Genomic DNA, 16,204 nt, shown 5'->3' with positions numbered 1-16,204 from the left:
GGTTACGACCCACCCAGAACGACACCTGAATTTGCGAGCAAAACTCCCACGGTCAGGTTCATCTGGCTCATGTAGAGCATCGTGTTTTCGTCGAGGACGACGCCCTTTGCGATCATGATCTCGGCGATCTGGCCATTGGCGTGTCGCGCGCTCTCCTCGATCGCTCGGCCGGCGTTGAGGCTGCTGCGCCCGACCAGGGCGCGCGTAAAGGTCGGCACCGAAGCAACCGCAGGCGCACCGGCCGCCCGGTTGCCGCCGCTGACGATGCCCGCGGTGACGCCGCTGCCCACGGTCAACGAGTAGCCCGCGATTACCCGGAACGGGGATCCCGGCACCATCGCCCCCAGCGTCAAATCTGAAACCAGCGTGCCGCCTAGCGTCAGCTGGGCATGGATGGACGTGCCGCCTGCCACGTTGACTAGGACGAACTTGTTGGCATCGGTGCCGTCGTCGAGGCGGAAGAGCCCCTGGTCCTGACCGGACGGCGCCGCCTGAGGCAGCGTCGCCTCGACGAGGATGGTGTCGGCCACTCCGTCAAGCCAGGCCGATTGCAGGCTGAGGCGGATGTCATCGCCGCCGCGCACGGCGGTGGCGATCGTGCCGGCCGGCGGCCGGATCGTGGTCGAGCGGAATGTCCCAACCTCGCAGCTTGGGTCATAGATACGGATCGTAGCATTGACGACCCCGCCGATGACCGTTCCCGCGACCCCGATCGACGGGCGGATATAGGCGGCAGTGGAATTCGTCAGAAGCGTGAAGGTCTGCCAGGCCAGGGTTCCTGTCGCGCCGAAATTCGAGCTCGTGACGACTTGGTCGTTGGCACCGGCGGACGTCAGTGTCGTCAAGCCGAGCGTCAGGTTGAAATTCGACATCGAACCCGACAGCAGCTTGAAGCCTGCGCTATAGGTATAGTTCGTGTTCGCAGCGATCGGCGCGCCCGTCGTGGTTTCGAGATAGGTGATGCCGATACCAGCCGCGGTGATCGTTCCAGCGAAATTGACGTCGATGAAATCGCGGCCGTTCTCCACTCCCACGTTGACGATGGAAGCAATGATGCCTTGTGTGCCGGGCTCAAGCGTCCAGTTCGTGGGCGCAGTTCCCGGTGAGCCGGCCGCGGCTCCGACCATCCTCGGATTCCGGATGAGGTTCGTGCGGCTCTCCCGCGCGACGTAGCCCCGCAGGATGAGCGTCGTCGGGTCGTAGTCGAGCAGGAGGCTGTTGATCGGCGCATCCTGCAGCGTGCCGGAGCTGTCGACGTAGGTCGCGGGCGTTGCCCGATAGTCGTTCATCACCTGGGCGACGGGATAGGCCTGCAGCGTGGTCGTCATTGCGGGATGCTCCCAGGAGTGGCGAACGAGCCGATGTCAGCCCCCACCACGACGGTGGCGGTGCCGACAGCAGCGGGCTCAGGGGTGATTGCGGAGAAGGCGTGCCCGGATGGGGCGTCGGCCAGAACAGACGTCGTGGAGAGGTTCGCCGGCTCGGGAACGACACCTGACGGGGCGTAGAAATGCCCTGAGGCCGCGTCGAGGAAGCCCGCCGTGGAGGACATGTCTGCGCTTTGGGGCGTTTCACCCGGCGGCCCGTAGAGCGTGTGGGTCGGCGCATCCATGAAAACGGTGGTGGACGTCATGTCCGGTCCGCTCGGCGTGAACGGCAGCGTGGCGCAGTAGCCAGGCAGGTTGGATGCGCTCCCGAGTATCTGTGTGCTGCTTAGGAGATCGAGCGCAAAGGCGTTTGCCTTAAGGACGAGCGACCAGGGGATCTCGTTGCCGCTGGTGTCGCTGCCGGGGATTCCAAGCGCTGCAGGATTAACAATCTGCGCCATGGTCAGCCGGTAACCGCACCGGTGAGCCAGCACTCAGACGTCGCGCCGCCATCCAGTCCAATGCATAAGACTGACGCCACGCCCGGAGCAGCAATCGCAACCCCCGCACCATTCTGTGGAACGGGCATTGAGAAGTTACTCAGCATTGGGAAGATCGAGACACCGGAGCGATTGATCACGACGCAGCCAAAGCCATCGCCGGTGTCGTTCCAATCGATTGCGATCTGCGCGCCTGGCTGAAGGACGAGCGTCTTTCCACCGTGGATGTCGGACGTCAGGGAGGTCGGTCCGTCGATGATAATGGAGGGTTGCCGCACAACCTGCTTGAGCAAGAGCGGTACCGCGAGGGCAGCGGCATCTTCGCTCGCCGCGCCGATCAGCGTCATGCCAGTATTGGTCCAGACGTCCGAGGACTTCGCCCAAATATCTCCTGTGTTGGCATCGATGTAGCTGTCGCCATTATTGCCCAGGGCGGCCGCAGGCGCGCCGGCGCCGATATAGGCCGAAACGCCAGGCGCACCTGGCAGCCCACCAGCGATCACGACGGAAGCGGGACCTGAGGGCGATGGCTGCAGGCTCATTGGGTCACCCGCTCGACGACTTGAATCGTGATCGTCTCCGTCGCCCAATTCGTGCCGTCCGGATTGGTGACGCGCACGTCGCAGCTGAGCATGCCGAGCGGCCAGGCGCTCGTGTCGCCAGCGAAGGACAAGCGGACCCAGGTCTGAAACTGTGTGTCTGGCGCGGCCGTCAGCTCGGCCACCAGCTCACCCAGGCTGTTGCGCAGCTGCGAGGCGATCGTCGAGCCCGTCAGGTCGTGCGGATCGCCCGACGCGTCATCCTGAGCCTGAAGCATCAGGACGAAGGTCGTGCCGCGCTTGAAGATGAAAGACGGGCTCATGCGTCTCAGCTCGCCACCGAAGCGGCAGAGGCCGTTAATCCGGCTGCGCCCTGCGGATAGTTGGCGTTGCTGAAGACCCAGACCAGATCAGCTTCCGTGTCGATCTTCGTTGGGGTTCCGCCGTCCGATAGGAACTGCTGGTAAGCCGCGTCAGTTAGCCCAACAAAGGACGCGCTCGCGCTCGAATAAACCTGGGTCGCCGGGTTCACCGCTGCGACCGACCAATACCATCTATCGATCCTGTAAGTGGGCATTTCGCGCGTCCTAACCGTAGAGACCGTTGTCGACCGATCCCGCGGCGTTGCCGGGGAGGTAATTTGCGCCGGCGCCATGAACGCCGATCGAGCCGAATGAGGCCGCGTAGTAGCGAATGCCAGTAGCGGCTCCGTTGAACGAGACGCTCCACGCGTTGACGATGCCGCTTCCGACTGCTTGAGCAAAAACCTGCGAGAAATTCGGATTGTTCAAGATCGTCATCGAGCAGTCTGCCCATGAGACCGCTCCGCCATTCGTGGCGGTCCAGTGATATTGCGCGCCTCCGGTGACCGTGTAGCCCTGACCCACGACGCTCGGACCAATATAGGCCGCCAGTGATGAAGAGATGTGCGCAACAGCGCATATGGCGAAGACCATGCTCGCACCAATGGCGATGCTAGATCCGATCGCGGCATAGAGGCCGAGGCCGCCAGTGACATAGTCACCGCCGGTGCCGGACGCGGTCACCGTGAAGCCGGAGACGGTCACGATCGCACCGTGCGTCGCGTAAACCGCCGCCGCGTTGACCCCGTTGACAGTTACTGTTCCGGGGGCAGAGAGATTTCCGACGATCGACACGGCGGATCGGACCTGCACCCCATCAACGGTGCATCCGGCATAGGTCCCTGCTGCGAGGTTTATGACGAGCTGGGTGCCAGTCAGATCGTAGTCGGACGCCACCGATCTCAGGGCACCATTGATCGTTTGGAACGGTGCATCTGCCGTGGTGCCTGCATTCGTGTCGTCACCTGCGGGCGACACGTAGACGTTCAGGGTGCCACCGATGATTCGGGTGCGCATCATACGCCTGATCGCGGCCAGCAGCTGAGCATTGTCGTTCGGATCAAGCACGGTGCCGTCAAATTCCACGACCGCAGCCAGCTCTTCCTGGTGCGTGTTCATGATAGCGGCGACGACATCCGTGCCGTCGATGCCGGCAGCCAGGTTCGCATCCTGGTAGCCAGGATGACCGTTGGGGAGCGTGATGACGCCCTGCGTCGTCAAGGGAACGCGTTGCATCAGGCGGCTCCGGAGTAGTTGAAGACGATCTCGGTGTAGGGCGGTTTCAGGGCCTGGAACGCCGTCTCGACCAGCGTGTTGCGGGCAATCCTTCCAAGCGCCTGACCCGCGCGTGAAATGCCGGTGCGGAACGTCGTCACCGAGCTCTCTGGCATGGTCACGCGCCAGATGAATTGGTTGGGATGTGGCCGCAGCGGGCTGCCGCACCGCATGCGACCGCAGACGTTCCGGGTGAATTCCTCGATCGACACGGTGACACCGAGCGCGGCCGCGAGCGCGATGAAATAGGGAACCGACAATCCACCGCGCGAGGTCCAACGCTGATAGGCGAGCAACGCCCGCTGCTCGACGGTCAAGGCGCCGGCATCGCGCCCGAACGGATCAGGCCCAAGGCAGCGCTCGAAGTCTTCGAGCAGGTGCACAGCGCTTCGCGGATCAATCTCCAGGGCCATGCTCTCGGCCGAGGCTTCTAGATCCGCATTACAGGCCGCGAGCCCCGCAAAGAGCTTCAGCAGCTGCGAGCCTCTTCCTGGCCAACCATCCCCCTCGGGAAGGGTGCCGTAGATCTCATCGAGAACCTGGTCCTGGGTGCGGCTCATGACGGCGCCGTCCAGGTGATGGCACTCGTGATGGGGAGCACCGTATTGCCAACCGTGACATCGGCCGCCGGCAGATAGATGCGATGGCTGATCTCGCCGGAGACTGCGCTGATTGCGTCGGAGAGGCGGCTCTTGAAGATCGTGCCGCCGATCTGCCCGGCATAGGCGTCCGACAGATAGAAGAGATCGACCGCGGCCTGGACGGCGATCCGCGCACCCGCAGTGTCCGGATTGAGCGTGATCTGCATCGGTGTCGTCGAGAGCGTGGCACCGATGACGTAGGTCGTGCCGGTTACCGGCCGCACGCCATCGATATAGGCCTGCACGGCCGCGAGCTCATCGGACGTCGGCGGACGCGGCCCCGCCATGGCGATGATCACGCCAACGGTGCCAGGACCCTGCCAGTTCGGGACGCATTTGGCGTATTTCGCGCCGGCCGCCCGCGCCCAAGTCTCGAAGTCATTGGCGTTGCCGCCGGCGGCCGGATTGCGGATGCGGTCGACGATCGCAGCGCGCCAATCGTCGAGCGACTGGATGTCGGCGCCCCCAGTGATGCCGCCGGCGGCGACGGACGCAGCCTGTACTGTCAGGCCTGCGACCGGTGACTGAAGCTGAAGGCTGGAACCGGCCGCAAGATTCCCCGCGGCACCTGACAGTTCCGCGACGACGATGCCCGTCGCGGTGCCGCCAGCAGCCACCGCGAGATCGGCGGTCAGATCCCAGTAGGTGCTGCCCAGATAGAGCCTGGCGCCAGCGTCAACGGTGCAGGCATTCGTCGCCGTGAAAATCACTTGGCCGGAGGCAAACTTCGCGGGAACGCGGGGCACACCCCACAACCGACCATGCCGCGCAAGCTCCTGCACGGCCGTATCAGGGAACTGCTCTTTGGCGACGTTCGCCTGAAACAGATACTCCTCGTATCCGACCTCGCCATGCGTGCGCGCCATGACGCCCAGCAGGGTATCGGAGCTCCGCGCGTCGACATCCTGCGGGTTGCCATCTGGGTCGGTCGAGAGCGCCGCCTCAAGGGCGGCGGAATAGCGATCCGAGATGTCGGACGGGGATGGGATCGGCCAGGTCATGTCGTGCGCACCGGCACGTTGAGCGTGATCTTACCGACCTTGAAGACGAGGCCTAAGACGCCCTTACGCACCCACCGTGCGCTGATGGTCAGATCGTCCGCACCGGCGGCCGCGACCTTCGCCTTGATCCATCCCGTGGCCTGGGTGGCATAGGAGAGCGCAAGCAGCCGCGTGTCCTCGGTCTGCTTCGCCCGAGAGAGAAGCCAGAGCCTGGAGCCGATGCGATCGCCCTTGCGATCGAGCGCATCGCCCACCCATCCGCGCCGTGCGTTGAAGATCGGGCCACCGGGCGGTGGCGAGACAGGCAGCACATCTCCCGGCTCGGCGCGGCGATCGGTCAGTAGGCTGATGAGAAGCGGCGTCGCGGGGGTGCGATCGAGCACGACATCGCCGTTCGCCAAAGCGACGTCGAATTTGCCCGTGATCGGATCAACCTTGAGACCGATGTCGCACCACATGGGCGCGAGCATCGCGCGCGCGCAAGGCGCGCATCATCCCCGCACCCGCGGGGATGGCCTACATCTGCTGCGGAGGGGTTTCCGTGCCGCCGGGTGGGTTGGTGTGATCGTTGTAGATCGCGCGCATGCCGTCCATGCTGGACTTGTGATCCGACACCTCACCCGAGGCCGCGACGTTCTTCGCGGTGACGTTGCCGCCTGACTCGCCATCGCTGACGACGCCGAGATCGCCGTTCACGGTGAGGTTGCCGTTCTGCACCAGGTCGCCGTTGATTACGCCCCCCTGTGGCAGGTTGATGATGGCTTCTTCTTCGGACGTGACCGTCGCCTGCTGTGTATGGATCAGGACCTTGACGGCGATGAGTTCGGCCAACTCACCATTGCGAAAATGTAGCCGATTGCCGGCGAGGTCATACATCACGGACTCGCCGTCGGCCAGGTTGCCGAAGCGCGCGGCGCCGGGGTTCTCGGGCGGAAGCGCTATAGGGTCGCTCTGATCCCCCCCGGCCGCGAGAACCGGCGCCACCGCGCCTGCAGCCGGCACGCGACTGCTGAAGCCGAATGGGAAATAGACCGGCACCGCGCTGAGCACGCGACCGTCGTGGGTCTCGACCTCGATCGTCTGCTTCCCACCGTTGTCGTTCACGGCATGCACCAGGCCACGGACGATTTGCCCGCGTTGCTGCATGGTCGGTTCGAAGGTAGGATCGGGGCCGGCCATTAGCGGTATCTCCCCGCCGTCGCGTCGATCGCGTGGGTGTGGTGCGCCCGGCGGCGGCCGGCACTCCGGTTGCTGGTGTCGATGTCGCCCTTGAGGTCGTAGAGATCCGGCAGCACGACGCGAAGCCGGGTGCGCGCGCCGTCTTCGCCATCGAGATAGGTCACAGCGGCGACCAGGCGATCCGCGTTGATGAGGGTGAAGGAATCATTGACCTGCACCAGCTCATTCGGCCGCCACAGCCGCATGTCGCTGCCCGCGCGCCAGCCGACGACTTCATAGGTCCGCTCCGATCCCAGGGCGATCTGCGTCCGGCGCCGCCACTCGGCCTGGTCCTGCACGGTCCAGGGCGTGGCATCCGTGCGGGGCCTCATCGGCTTGCGCCGCCGGCGGCCGCCGTGGCGGCGCCCGAGCGCGATTACCTCGGCGGCCGTCACGTTGTTGGGGTCGATCACCGGAGGCGTGTTCTGCGCGGCAACGGAGGCGCGCGATTGCGTCTTTCCGAGCCAGACCATCGGCCGGTAGCGGTTGATCTCGGGGTCGATCGCGTGCCCGACGAGCGTGATGGCGGTCGTGGCATTGCTCTGCAGCGTGTCCGCGTCTGGGACCGGCGGCGGCGGGGCGCTTGTGCCGAAGGGCACCACGGTCGCATCGAGGCGCGGCGCGGCCGGCGCCAGGTGGCTCTCGAACTGGGCCTTCACGTAATAGTCGGAGGCACGGCAGCGCCAGCTGTCGATCATCGCCACGTAGTGGACGTTTCCGCCTGGCCCTTGCACCAGCGGGGCCGGGCCGCGCGTGGTGCCTGGACCGGTCAGCACCAAGCCGCCCACGCCATCCGATGTCACGAGGACGGCGCGCTGCCGCGCCACTTTCTCGATGGCCGCCATGGCTGGCTCGCTCGCATCGAGCGCGATCGTATCAAAGGGATCACCGGTCGAAACCTGCGACGTCACCGTGATTCCGAAGGGCTTGGCGATCGCCTGGCAGAAGGACAGCAGATCGATGTTGCGATACTCGGCCGGCCCGGTTGGGTTCGCCGTGCAATCCACCAGGTCGCCGGTGGCGTCCCGTCCCGAGATGCTCGCGACAAGCCGATCCTCGCGTAGCTCCAGGCGGATGTCTTCGATCCAGCCGATGAGGACCGTCTCGCCATCGAGCGTGATCGTCACCGGCTGCCCGTTGCGAATTGCCTCTTGAGCCACCTGAACGCTGGCGACCACTTCGGCACGCACCGCCGGATCGGGTTGGGCGATCGCGCCCGTGCCGTCGAAGCGCTCCAGATCATCGTAGTCGAAGATGAAGGAGCCAGCGATGTCCTGCAGATCCCGCGTCACCTCGGATCGCGTCCACATGGTGAAGGCGTTTCCGTCGATCTCCAGCTTCATCCGCGACGTCATGATTGGAGCACCTGCAGGTTGCCCGCCGGCACGACACCCGGGTTGGTGATGCCATTGCGGCTGACGATGTCCTTAAGTGTCCCCTGCATGCTCGAAGGATCATCGCCCGAGAGGGCGAGCGCGATGAGCCAGGCCGACATCGGCTTGTTCGTGGTGATCGTCTTCACCGCTGGCAGGCGGCCGATGAGGGCATTGAAGTCGGCGGCAAGGGCCGACCGCAAGCCGGCGAGCGCCTGGTAGAGGGCATTCGCAGCAAGGGGCTGCGAGACGCCGATCGCCACCACCTGCGCGGCGAGTGCCGCGAGCGACGCATCGAGCGTGCCGCGCCAGGCCACCGCATCCTGCTGGCTCACGAAGGGGAGGCTGACGCCGAGAGAGACCGCCTGGGCGAGGATCGAGGCGGAGGAGGCGAGCGCCAGTACCGGTACACCCGTGCCCGCGGCCGATGCGGCATTCGTCGTGCCAAGGGCCGCGGTGAGCGTTGCGGTCGCCAGCAGGAAGTTCGTGGCCTGGGTCGGATCAAGCACGGGCGCGGTGTCGATCGTGGCACCAGCGGCCGAGCCGATGGCAGGCGCGCTCTGCTCTTGCGCGGCGACGGCGATCGCGAGCGGCGTCGCGAAGAGGAGCGCTGCCACCTGGTCCGCGAAGGTCGTATCCGCGTTGCTCGCCGGCGCCTCGATGCCTGCTGAGAGGGCGTTAAGAGACGGCTGGCAGACCGATGCGAAATCCCCGTCGATCGCCACGGGCGCGACGCCGGCCGACGTCATGGCGGCCGTGGGCGATGCAGAGCCGGTGCCGGCCGTGATCATGCTCGACCAAGTCAGGACGGTGGAGGAGAGGAAGGAGCTCACGCTGGCGACCAGCGTGAGAGGAAGAGCCACGGGCGCGAGCAGCTGTTCGATCGCAAGCTGGGCACTGTCGATCAGCGCGTCGGCTTTGGTGAGAAGCGCGCCGAGCGTATCCGTCGCGGCCGCGGCCGGTGGCGTGTAACGCTCGACCACGAACTGGACGCGCGCAAGACCTTGCTCGCCCATGTCGTAGCGGATCTCGCCAGGCCGCATGAGAATGACCTGGATCTCGCCGAGCCAGGGATGCAGCAGCGACGTCGGCCCCTTAGCGAGGAAGGCAGCCCGCATCCGCTCGGCGCGAATCACATAGTCCGCCCCGCCGATCAGCCCGGTGACCGTCATAGGTCCCTGCAGCGCACCGAGATCCTGATAGTCGGCCGCATCGGAATGCGGGAACAGGAACTTGACGACGCGACGCCCCATCTCCTCGCGGACGTCGAGCATGTCGAAGGTGACCCCAGCATAGGCCGCCGTCTGGAGGAGGCCGTCCAGCTGGCTCAGGAGTGTCGTGGCGGCCCCTGGCAGGACGCCGGCGACGTCCGGCACGCTCAGCAGGTCGGAGACGGCGCCAACGGTGCCGGACATCAGTTGCGGCCCATCATCGGCCCGCGCGCGGCAACGCCCTGCAGCGGCACATGCGGATTGGCGCTCTTCGTCTGCGTCACGCGGCCGGGACCCTCCACCTGAATCTGCACCGTGCCGCCGACATTGATGCCGCCGGGGACGGCCGCTTCCGCGAGCGGCGGCGCGCTCTGGCCGGTGCCACCGCCGAGATGGTCGGAGATGAACTGCTCGATCTGCTGCATCTTCTCGATCGGGCCACCGAGCGCCTTGTCGATGCGATCGCCAAGGTCCGAGAGCATCGAGGTGAGGCCGTTCACCAGGGCATTCCAGCCGGACTTGATGCCGGCGAGGATGCGGCTGCCGAGGCCACCGCTCCAGCTGTCGAGCCATTTCAGCCAGTCGCCGAAGACGCCTTCGACGATGGACCAGAGGGCGCGGAACTGGCCGGCCGTGCCTTTCCAGATCTCGCTCATACCCTTCACGATCCGCGTCTGGTCCAGCGTGAAGACGCCCGCGATGAAATCGGTGAAGCCCTGGAAACTCTGCTTAACCGCGTTCCAGAGGTCCACGAAGAAGGGTTTAAACTGGTCCCAATTGGTGATGATGGTGATGGCGGCCGCCGCCAGCGCAATCGCGACCGCACCCACCGCGGCCGTCGCGAGCGACATCGGCACGCCGAGCCCCACCAGTGCGTCCCGCACCAGGCCGATCGGCGACAGCAGCGCACTCAGCAGCGGGCCGAAGGGGCGCACGACGGCCATCAAGACACCCCAGCCCGTCTTCAGCCACGGGAAGACCGCGCCGATCGCGCCGAGGGCCGCCACGAAGGCGAGCACACTGCCGATCGAGGTCAGGAAGACGTCAGCGACCCCCGGCACATGCTGATCCATCCAGGCGAGCGCCGTGTTGACCCCATTCAGCACGCCGGTCACCAGGCGCAGCGGCCCGATGAAATCGAGGCCGGCGCGCGTCGCCAGTTGGCGGAGCGCCTCGCTGAACTGGTTGAGCTGCACGGTGAGGGATTTCAGGCCCTCACCGAAGTCGCGGTTGACCATGGAGGGGTTCGCACCCTGCAGCTTCTTGAGCAGGGACTCATACTCGTCCCAGTGCTGCAGCATCGCGAGCACGAAGCCGCGGCTCTGCTCATTGTGGAAGATGCTGCCGACGAGGAACGGATTGCCGTGCGTGATCTGCTGCACCTTGGCGAGCACGGTCTCGACCGGATCCGCGCCCTGTTTCTTCGCGTTCGCAAGCAGCTTCGGCAGATCCACGCCCAGTTCCGCGAAGCGCTTCACGGTGAAGGGGCTCGTCAATTGGTTGATGAAATCCGTGGTGTTGGTTGCCGCCTCACCGCCGGTCGCGGTGTTCTTGCGCGCGATCGCGAGGAAGGCGCCGAGATGATCGACGCCGGAGCGGCCTGTCTCGCCGACGTTCGCTGCAAAGGCCGCGACCTGCGGGAAGAGCTGCGCCATCTCCGGGAAGCTGAAATGGCTATCCTTGCCGGCGAGCGCCAGGCTCGCGAGTGCCCCCGCCATGTCGGCCGGCGCGATGTGCAGGTTCTCATTCGCGACGAAGGCGGTGCGCGCCACTTCGAGGGGATTGGCATTATAGGCGGTCGCGATCCGCGCCGAGGTCTTCGTCAGGCTGTCCACCACCGGCTTCGGCAGGCCGGACTGGATGAGGTAGAAGCCGGCCTCGGCAATATCGAGCGAGCTTTGCCCCGTCGCGCGCGCCAGCGCTTGGTAGGACCGCCGAAGGTCCGCCACCATCTTGTCCCCAGCTGCGCCCGTGGTCGCGGTCGTGATCGCGATATGGCGCAGGATGTTGTCGAGCTCGGCTGCTTCGCGGATCGGCTCGGTCAGCCCGAAGCCCGCGACCAGCGCTTCCATGCCGGCGCCCAGGCTTTCCTGCGTCGCACCGCGGAAGCTCTGGGCTGCTCCCCAGATCCCGGCGCCGTAACCCGAGATCCCCGCGCCCAGGCCGCGTAGCCGCGCGCCGAAACCGCGACCGCCTGCGCCACCCCCAAAGGGGTTGCCTGGATTGAGCGGGGGGAAGCCCGAGAAGCCACCGCCGCCGTAGCCACCACCGCCGCCACCAGGTCCAGCCAGCAGCGGCATGCCGCTGGCGACGGTGCTGCCGCCGATCCGCGTGCCGGAGCCGCCGGCCCATCGCGGCAACGCGGCGATCGCCCGGTTGATGCGGCCCACGGCCGCCTCGCCATTGCGACCGACATAGACGATGCGGTTGCCCAGGCTATCGACCGCCTGGGACGCTTGGCGTGCATTCGGGGAGATGGTCGCGAGCTGCTTGCTGAGTTGGCCGGCGCTGGCGGTCGCGCGATCGAGCGACTGCTGGGCCTTGTCCATGCCGCCCATGGTCAAGTTCTTGGCCAGGTCCTTCAACCGCTGGATCTGTTTCTCCAGCTTCGCGAGACCCGAGGAGAGCTGATCGCGGAGCTTGAGGACGAAGGAGGCAGTCAGTTCATTGGCCACTCAGGAGGCGTCCTTCAGGATCAGCTGGAGACGCCGGCCGGCCTGGCACCAGAAATCGGCGTCCTGAGCGGTCAGCGTCTCCAGCTCGCTCTTCGTCCAGCCGCGAAAGTGCCAGGCAACCTCAGCGAGGATTACTGGCCAGTCGGCTTTCCACTGTCCAAAAAATAGGAAATGACCTGGGCGCAGGCCGTGACGTCGGAACCGTCCATCATGTCGTGCAGACGGTCGAAGAGCAGCGGTCGCATGCCGATCGAGCGCGCGATCGCGATCGTCGACGAGTTCTTCGACGCGTTCATGATGATGCGCATGTCGGCGCCCGTGAGCCGGCGAAACGTCAGCTGCTCGTAATGCTCCTCGCGCACCGGCCCGGCGCCCTCGCGGAACTTCAGCGTGCGCGGATGGCGCAGGGTCAGCACCACGCTGCCATCCTCCAGCTCCTTCGCGTTCTTCGGCAGCGTCTCCGCGTCATCATCTGTCGCGGGGAGCACGACGACGCCCGGCTCCTCTTTCGGCTTCGCCTGGGAGTCAGCCTGGTCGTCTGTGAGAGGGATATCGATGACCTGCTCATCGTCCATCGGCTTAGACCTCCGTGTAGGTGCTGAAGTTCCAGGTCAGCTCTCGCTTGCCGCCCTCGCCACCCGTCGCAGTAGGCGGGTCCAGGATGAAGGCGTCCGGCGATGTAATGACCTGGCCGGTGTCGCACTTGACCTGCAGCTCGCCCTCCGCGCCGGGCATGAGATCGCTCAGCTTGTCGCCGGCTCGGAAAGGGATGGTCGCTTTCGCTTCGCCGCCCTGGAACTCTTGTGCGCGATGGAGCTTCCGGCCCACCGGCACGGCATTGTTCTTCATGCCGGCGAGACGGATGCTCGCGCCCTTCTCGATGTCGAGCTGGGCGCCATTCCAGTACATGTCGATGATGCCGAGTGTGATTGCCATCGCTTAGACCTCGAACTCCAGGCTGTTGGCCATGATCATGAGGGCGCCGATGACCCGCACCGGCAGCTTGGTGTTGAGGCGGTTGCGATCCGAGGCGTCCCGCACGAATGCGGCCTGAGTCGCATTGCCGGCCACATCCTCGATCCAGCCCTGCTGCTCGTAGAGCCGCGAGCGAGCTGCCCAGCTGCCCTTGGCGACACTCGGCGTCATCACCGAGCTGTCGTAGATCGCCGCGACCGATCCATCGTCGGCAAGCTTGGCTCGCGGATAGGTCGCGGTGATGTAGCTGTTCCAGTCGTAGCGGATCGCCGTCATGGTCTTCGGGACCATGATGTCGAGCCACGCGTCATCAACCACGCCCTCGGCGGTCTCTTGGTAGCTGGTGATGAGGCGCTCGATGACTTCGGTGCCATCCGGTAGCACGAGCGTCGTGGAGATGCCGCTGTGCAGCAGCTGGTTGCGCTCGTCGTCATCGAACTGATCCGCGTCGCGCGGCGGCAGAAGGCCGATCAACGGCAGGCCGCGCAACTGGCGAGATGGATCTTGCGCCATGTTGTAGGCCCCGACTGCACCGGCTATGGCCGCGAAGGTATAGGGCGGCGTCGGACGGCCGGTCGATCCCATCGGGGTTTGATGTTTGCAGTTCTGCGCCGGCCCCGTGGTGCAAAGCGCCCCATAGCCTTGGTTGAAGGCGAGGTAGGCATGGGCGTCGAGCTTGACCATCGCGTTGTAACGGCGGTTCAGCTCGGTTGCGAGCGCGGCGAGATTCTGGCTATCCGTCCAGGGCACGATCATGTCGCTGTAGAGCGAGCGCGCGATTGCCGCGAAGATCGTGGTGATGTTCGGGTTGCCGGAGCCGCCAGCCATTGCGGTGACAGTCGCCGTCAGGCCGGGCACCACCTGGTCGTCTCGGTAGCCGCCGCTGAGATAGATGTCATTGCCACAGAGGCCGGCGTGCTTCGCGGTGAAGGTCACCGTCGCGGCCGCGCCCGCTGTGCCCTGTGTCGCCACCACCTCGACATTGGGATCGGCGTTCACGGCCGCGACCAGGCTCGCCGCCCATGCGGAGGCAGCCGTCGCAGGATCGACCGGATAGGCGATCGTCTCCGTGCCGATCTGGAAGTAAGCCGTGGTCGCCTGCGCCGGCTGGCCGCCCAGCACAACCGTGCCCGACGCCTTGGTGCTGGTCTGAGCATCCGGTACCGCGAAGACGTCAATCGGCGTGTAGGGATTGGCGAGCAGCGCCGCCTTCACCATGCAGGAGACCATCGAACCAGCGCCCCAGTAGGCGTCCGCCTGGCTCGGTTGCGTCACGTTGACGATGCGGCCGGTGTAGCCCGTGGCCAGGGCCTGCCCCATGATCAGGATGCGCGACGGCCGCGAGAAGAGCGTCGTGTTCGTGTAGACCGGCTTGACCTCGGTGTAGGAGCCGGGGACGCGCCAGTCGTTCGGGATCTCGTCGAACTCGACGTTCGCCTGGTCCGTGGTCGTCGAAAGCGTGCCGCTCATCCGTTGCTCTCCTGGGAAGGCTCTACCTGGTCATCCACGGTCGCCGGCAGCGCGGCCGCGGCCGCCTCGGCATCCTGGGTCTCGGGGGTGGGAACCTCCTCGATCTCGCCGGCCGCCAGGCGGCGCTCGACGAAGCGCGTGCGATTCACCCAGGCGCCGCCCTTCGGCAGCACGCGGCCGTTCGGCCAAGGGATGCGCAGCTCGCCCACCGGGCGCACGTGGATGCGTTTCTCGGTCATCAAGACGTCCTGATGCTGATGGTGTCGCGCGACTGAGCGCCGTCGATGTCCCAGTCGTTCTGCATGCGCAGGAATTCATCGATCTCGGCGGCCGCAGGCGGATCGGTCAGCTCGACGTCGTCGATCTGGAAATCCACCCCGCCGATGGCCTGGTCTTTCTTGCCCCAGTCATCGGCGAAGATGTTGCCGATGCCAGTTACCTGCAGGCTGCCGTGCCGCGTGCGGTAACCTTGCAACACGGCTGCTGCCAGCTGCGCCATGCCATAGATGCCGATCGGTTTGGCCGCATCGCCGGTCATGATCGTGTCGGGTCGCGGGTTCTCCACGACGACATAGAGGGCGAATTTCACCGGCCCACGATAGAGCTTGCCGCCGCCCTTCGCGGCCCAACCAAGCCAGGCGAGACCGATGAAAGGCGTACGCCGGACAAGCTCGTTCCAGATCGTGTCCGTGATGCGCGCCGGCAGAATCGCGTGGCCGAATTTCGTCGTCGGGAAATACGTCTCCAGCCGCGCGCGGATGTCGGCCTGGATCTGGTGCAGCGGGCCATCGCCGAGGAGCGTGAGTTGCTGGGTCATGGCCAGAAGTCATCCGGATGCGGCCAGCTGTTCCCAAAGCCACCGGGGCCGAGCGGGCCGCGCCGGTCAGAGCTGCGGGCGAAGGAGACCTGGCCCTCCGGCTGGGAACCGTCGAGCGTCACCTGGCCCGTGGTGATCGCGGTGAGCCAAGCGATCGCGTCCTTGCGGCCGGCGCGCATGGCGTCCGTTGGCGTCGTGTTCGGGCCGCTCGCGAGGTCGTAGCGCGCGAGCTTGCAGCACGCCTCGATCACCGCCTTGTCCGGCGTCACCAGCGGCACGGCGTAGCGCCGGCGCAGGTAGCTGTCGATTTCGGAGGAGGCATTGTCCAGCGCCAGGCCGACGCGCACCTGGTCGATCTGGGTCAGATCCTGCCCAGACGGCGTGGTGAGGCTGATCAGCTCAGCCTCACCATAGCGCGCGATCAGATCCTGGACGGCGGCGTATGCCATCAGGCTTCCACTTGACCGCCGATGAAGGGGCGTCCCGGGCCGGCGTCGGCCGCGAGCGCATCATCCGTCTCGGGCGTGCCCCCAAAGACGATCACCTCAAGCTCGGGTTCCGCTTCGAAGGCGTCGAGCTGCTCCTGGGTGAAGGCGTCGAGCGGATATTCCTTGCGCGCCGGGTGCACGATGCCGGCCCGCCGGAAACCGGGCGTGCGGCAGGTGACGACGATGCGGCCGGCCGCCAGGGCCTCGGCGCCGGCACCTTCAACGCCGGCCTGCGCCTGAGCGGCCTTTTTAACCTGGTCCCGAAGGGGGCTGCGAGCCACGTTGATCACTC

Annotated in this window: 20 protein-coding genes; all 20 read right to left on the bottom strand. The window is 65.9% G+C overall.

From position 1 onward, the window contains the following. Positions 1–2 precede the first annotated feature (2 nt). On the bottom strand, positions 3–1,328 hold the full coding sequence (locus ACYQ6W_RS17995; RefSeq protein WP_459677224.1) for a hypothetical protein: 1,326 nt from the start codon (positions 1,326–1,328) through the stop codon (positions 3–5). Further along, positions 1,325–1,828 carry a hypothetical protein gene (locus tag ACYQ6W_RS17990; protein WP_459677222.1) on the bottom strand — a complete coding sequence of 168 codons (504 nt, stop codon included), beginning with the start codon at positions 1,826–1,828 and terminating at the stop codon, positions 1,325–1,327. The genes ACYQ6W_RS17995 and ACYQ6W_RS17990 overlap by 4 nt, the downstream gene beginning before the upstream one ends. Positions 1,829–1,830: 2 nt before the next feature. Beyond that, the gene (locus tag ACYQ6W_RS17985; protein WP_459677221.1) at positions 1,831–2,409 is read right to left on the bottom strand and encodes a hypothetical protein; all 579 of its coding nucleotides are present in this window, start codon (positions 2,407–2,409) and stop codon (positions 1,831–1,833) included. Further along, positions 2,406–2,729, bottom strand: a complete 324-nt coding sequence (locus ACYQ6W_RS17980) for a hypothetical protein (RefSeq protein ID WP_459677219.1) — start codon at positions 2,727–2,729, stop codon at positions 2,406–2,408. The genes ACYQ6W_RS17985 and ACYQ6W_RS17980 overlap by 4 nt, the downstream gene beginning before the upstream one ends. Positions 2,730–2,734: 5 nt before the next feature. After that, positions 2,735–2,983: a hypothetical protein gene (locus ACYQ6W_RS17975; protein ID WP_459677217.1), complete on the bottom strand. Its 249-nt coding sequence runs from the start codon at positions 2,981–2,983 to the stop codon at positions 2,735–2,737. Positions 2,984–2,993: 10 nt separating this feature from the next. Then, complete coding sequence (locus ACYQ6W_RS17970) at positions 2,994–4,004, bottom strand: hypothetical protein (protein WP_459677216.1); 1,011 nt, start codon at positions 4,002–4,004, stop codon at positions 2,994–2,996. Continuing rightward, positions 4,004–4,603 (bottom strand): YmfQ family protein, encoded by a 600-nt coding sequence (locus ACYQ6W_RS17965; protein ID WP_459677214.1) that lies wholly within the window; start codon positions 4,601–4,603, stop codon positions 4,004–4,006. Before ACYQ6W_RS17965 ends, ACYQ6W_RS17970 begins: the two co-directional genes overlap by 1 nt. Then, on the bottom strand, positions 4,600–5,685 hold the full coding sequence (locus tag ACYQ6W_RS17960; protein WP_459677212.1) for a baseplate J/gp47 family protein: 1,086 nt from the start codon (positions 5,683–5,685) through the stop codon (positions 4,600–4,602). Before ACYQ6W_RS17960 ends, ACYQ6W_RS17965 begins: the two co-directional genes overlap by 4 nt. Then, positions 5,682–6,155 carry a phage GP46 family protein gene (locus tag ACYQ6W_RS17955; RefSeq protein ID WP_459677210.1) on the bottom strand — a complete coding sequence of 158 codons (474 nt, stop codon included), beginning with the start codon at positions 6,153–6,155 and terminating at the stop codon, positions 5,682–5,684. Before ACYQ6W_RS17955 ends, ACYQ6W_RS17960 begins: the two co-directional genes overlap by 4 nt. A 46-nt stretch (positions 6,156–6,201) precedes the next feature. Continuing rightward, positions 6,202–6,864, bottom strand: coding sequence for a phage baseplate assembly protein domain-containing protein (locus ACYQ6W_RS17950; RefSeq protein WP_459677208.1), 663 nt, complete (start codon positions 6,862–6,864; stop codon positions 6,202–6,204). After that, positions 6,864–8,258 carry a phage baseplate assembly protein gene (locus tag ACYQ6W_RS17945; protein WP_459677206.1) on the bottom strand — a complete coding sequence of 465 codons (1,395 nt, stop codon included), beginning with the start codon at positions 8,256–8,258 and terminating at the stop codon, positions 6,864–6,866. Before ACYQ6W_RS17945 ends, ACYQ6W_RS17950 begins: the two co-directional genes overlap by 1 nt. After that, on the bottom strand, positions 8,255–9,691 hold the full coding sequence (locus ACYQ6W_RS17940; RefSeq protein ID WP_459677204.1) for a DNA circularization N-terminal domain-containing protein: 1,437 nt from the start codon (positions 9,689–9,691) through the stop codon (positions 8,255–8,257). The genes ACYQ6W_RS17945 and ACYQ6W_RS17940 overlap by 4 nt, the downstream gene beginning before the upstream one ends. Continuing rightward, positions 9,691–12,162, bottom strand: coding sequence for a phage tail tape measure protein (locus ACYQ6W_RS17935; RefSeq protein WP_459677202.1), 2,472 nt, complete (start codon positions 12,160–12,162; stop codon positions 9,691–9,693). The genes ACYQ6W_RS17940 and ACYQ6W_RS17935 overlap by 1 nt, the downstream gene beginning before the upstream one ends. A 131-nt stretch (positions 12,163–12,293) precedes the next feature. Continuing rightward, positions 12,294–12,737, bottom strand: a complete 444-nt coding sequence (locus ACYQ6W_RS17930; RefSeq protein ID WP_459677200.1) for a phage tail assembly protein — start codon at positions 12,735–12,737, stop codon at positions 12,294–12,296. Between the two features lie 4 nt (positions 12,738–12,741). Then, on the bottom strand, positions 12,742–13,098 hold the full coding sequence (locus ACYQ6W_RS17925; RefSeq protein WP_459677199.1) for a phage tail tube protein: 357 nt from the start codon (positions 13,096–13,098) through the stop codon (positions 12,742–12,744). 3 nt (positions 13,099–13,101) lie between these two features. After that, the gene (locus tag ACYQ6W_RS17920) at positions 13,102–14,607 is read right to left on the bottom strand and encodes a phage tail sheath subtilisin-like domain-containing protein (RefSeq protein ID WP_459677198.1); all 1,506 of its coding nucleotides are present in this window, start codon (positions 14,605–14,607) and stop codon (positions 13,102–13,104) included. Then, the gene (locus tag ACYQ6W_RS17915; RefSeq protein ID WP_459677196.1) at positions 14,604–14,846 is read right to left on the bottom strand and encodes a DUF2635 domain-containing protein; all 243 of its coding nucleotides are present in this window, start codon (positions 14,844–14,846) and stop codon (positions 14,604–14,606) included. The genes ACYQ6W_RS17920 and ACYQ6W_RS17915 overlap by 4 nt, the downstream gene beginning before the upstream one ends. Beyond that, the gene (locus ACYQ6W_RS17910) at positions 14,846–15,424 is read right to left on the bottom strand and encodes a hypothetical protein (protein ID WP_459677195.1); all 579 of its coding nucleotides are present in this window, start codon (positions 15,422–15,424) and stop codon (positions 14,846–14,848) included. Before ACYQ6W_RS17910 ends, ACYQ6W_RS17915 begins: the two co-directional genes overlap by 1 nt. Then, the gene (locus ACYQ6W_RS17905) at positions 15,421–15,873 is read right to left on the bottom strand and encodes a gp436 family protein (protein ID WP_459677194.1); all 453 of its coding nucleotides are present in this window, start codon (positions 15,871–15,873) and stop codon (positions 15,421–15,423) included. Before ACYQ6W_RS17905 ends, ACYQ6W_RS17910 begins: the two co-directional genes overlap by 4 nt. After that, complete coding sequence (locus ACYQ6W_RS17900; RefSeq protein WP_459677192.1) at positions 15,873–16,193, bottom strand: HI1506-related protein; 321 nt, start codon at positions 16,191–16,193, stop codon at positions 15,873–15,875. The genes ACYQ6W_RS17905 and ACYQ6W_RS17900 overlap by 1 nt, the downstream gene beginning before the upstream one ends. Between the last annotated feature and the right edge of the window lie 11 nt (positions 16,194–16,204).

Source organism: Acidisoma sp. 7E03, from assembly GCF_054665075.1.
This window is presented reverse-complemented; position numbering and strand designations above follow the sequence as displayed.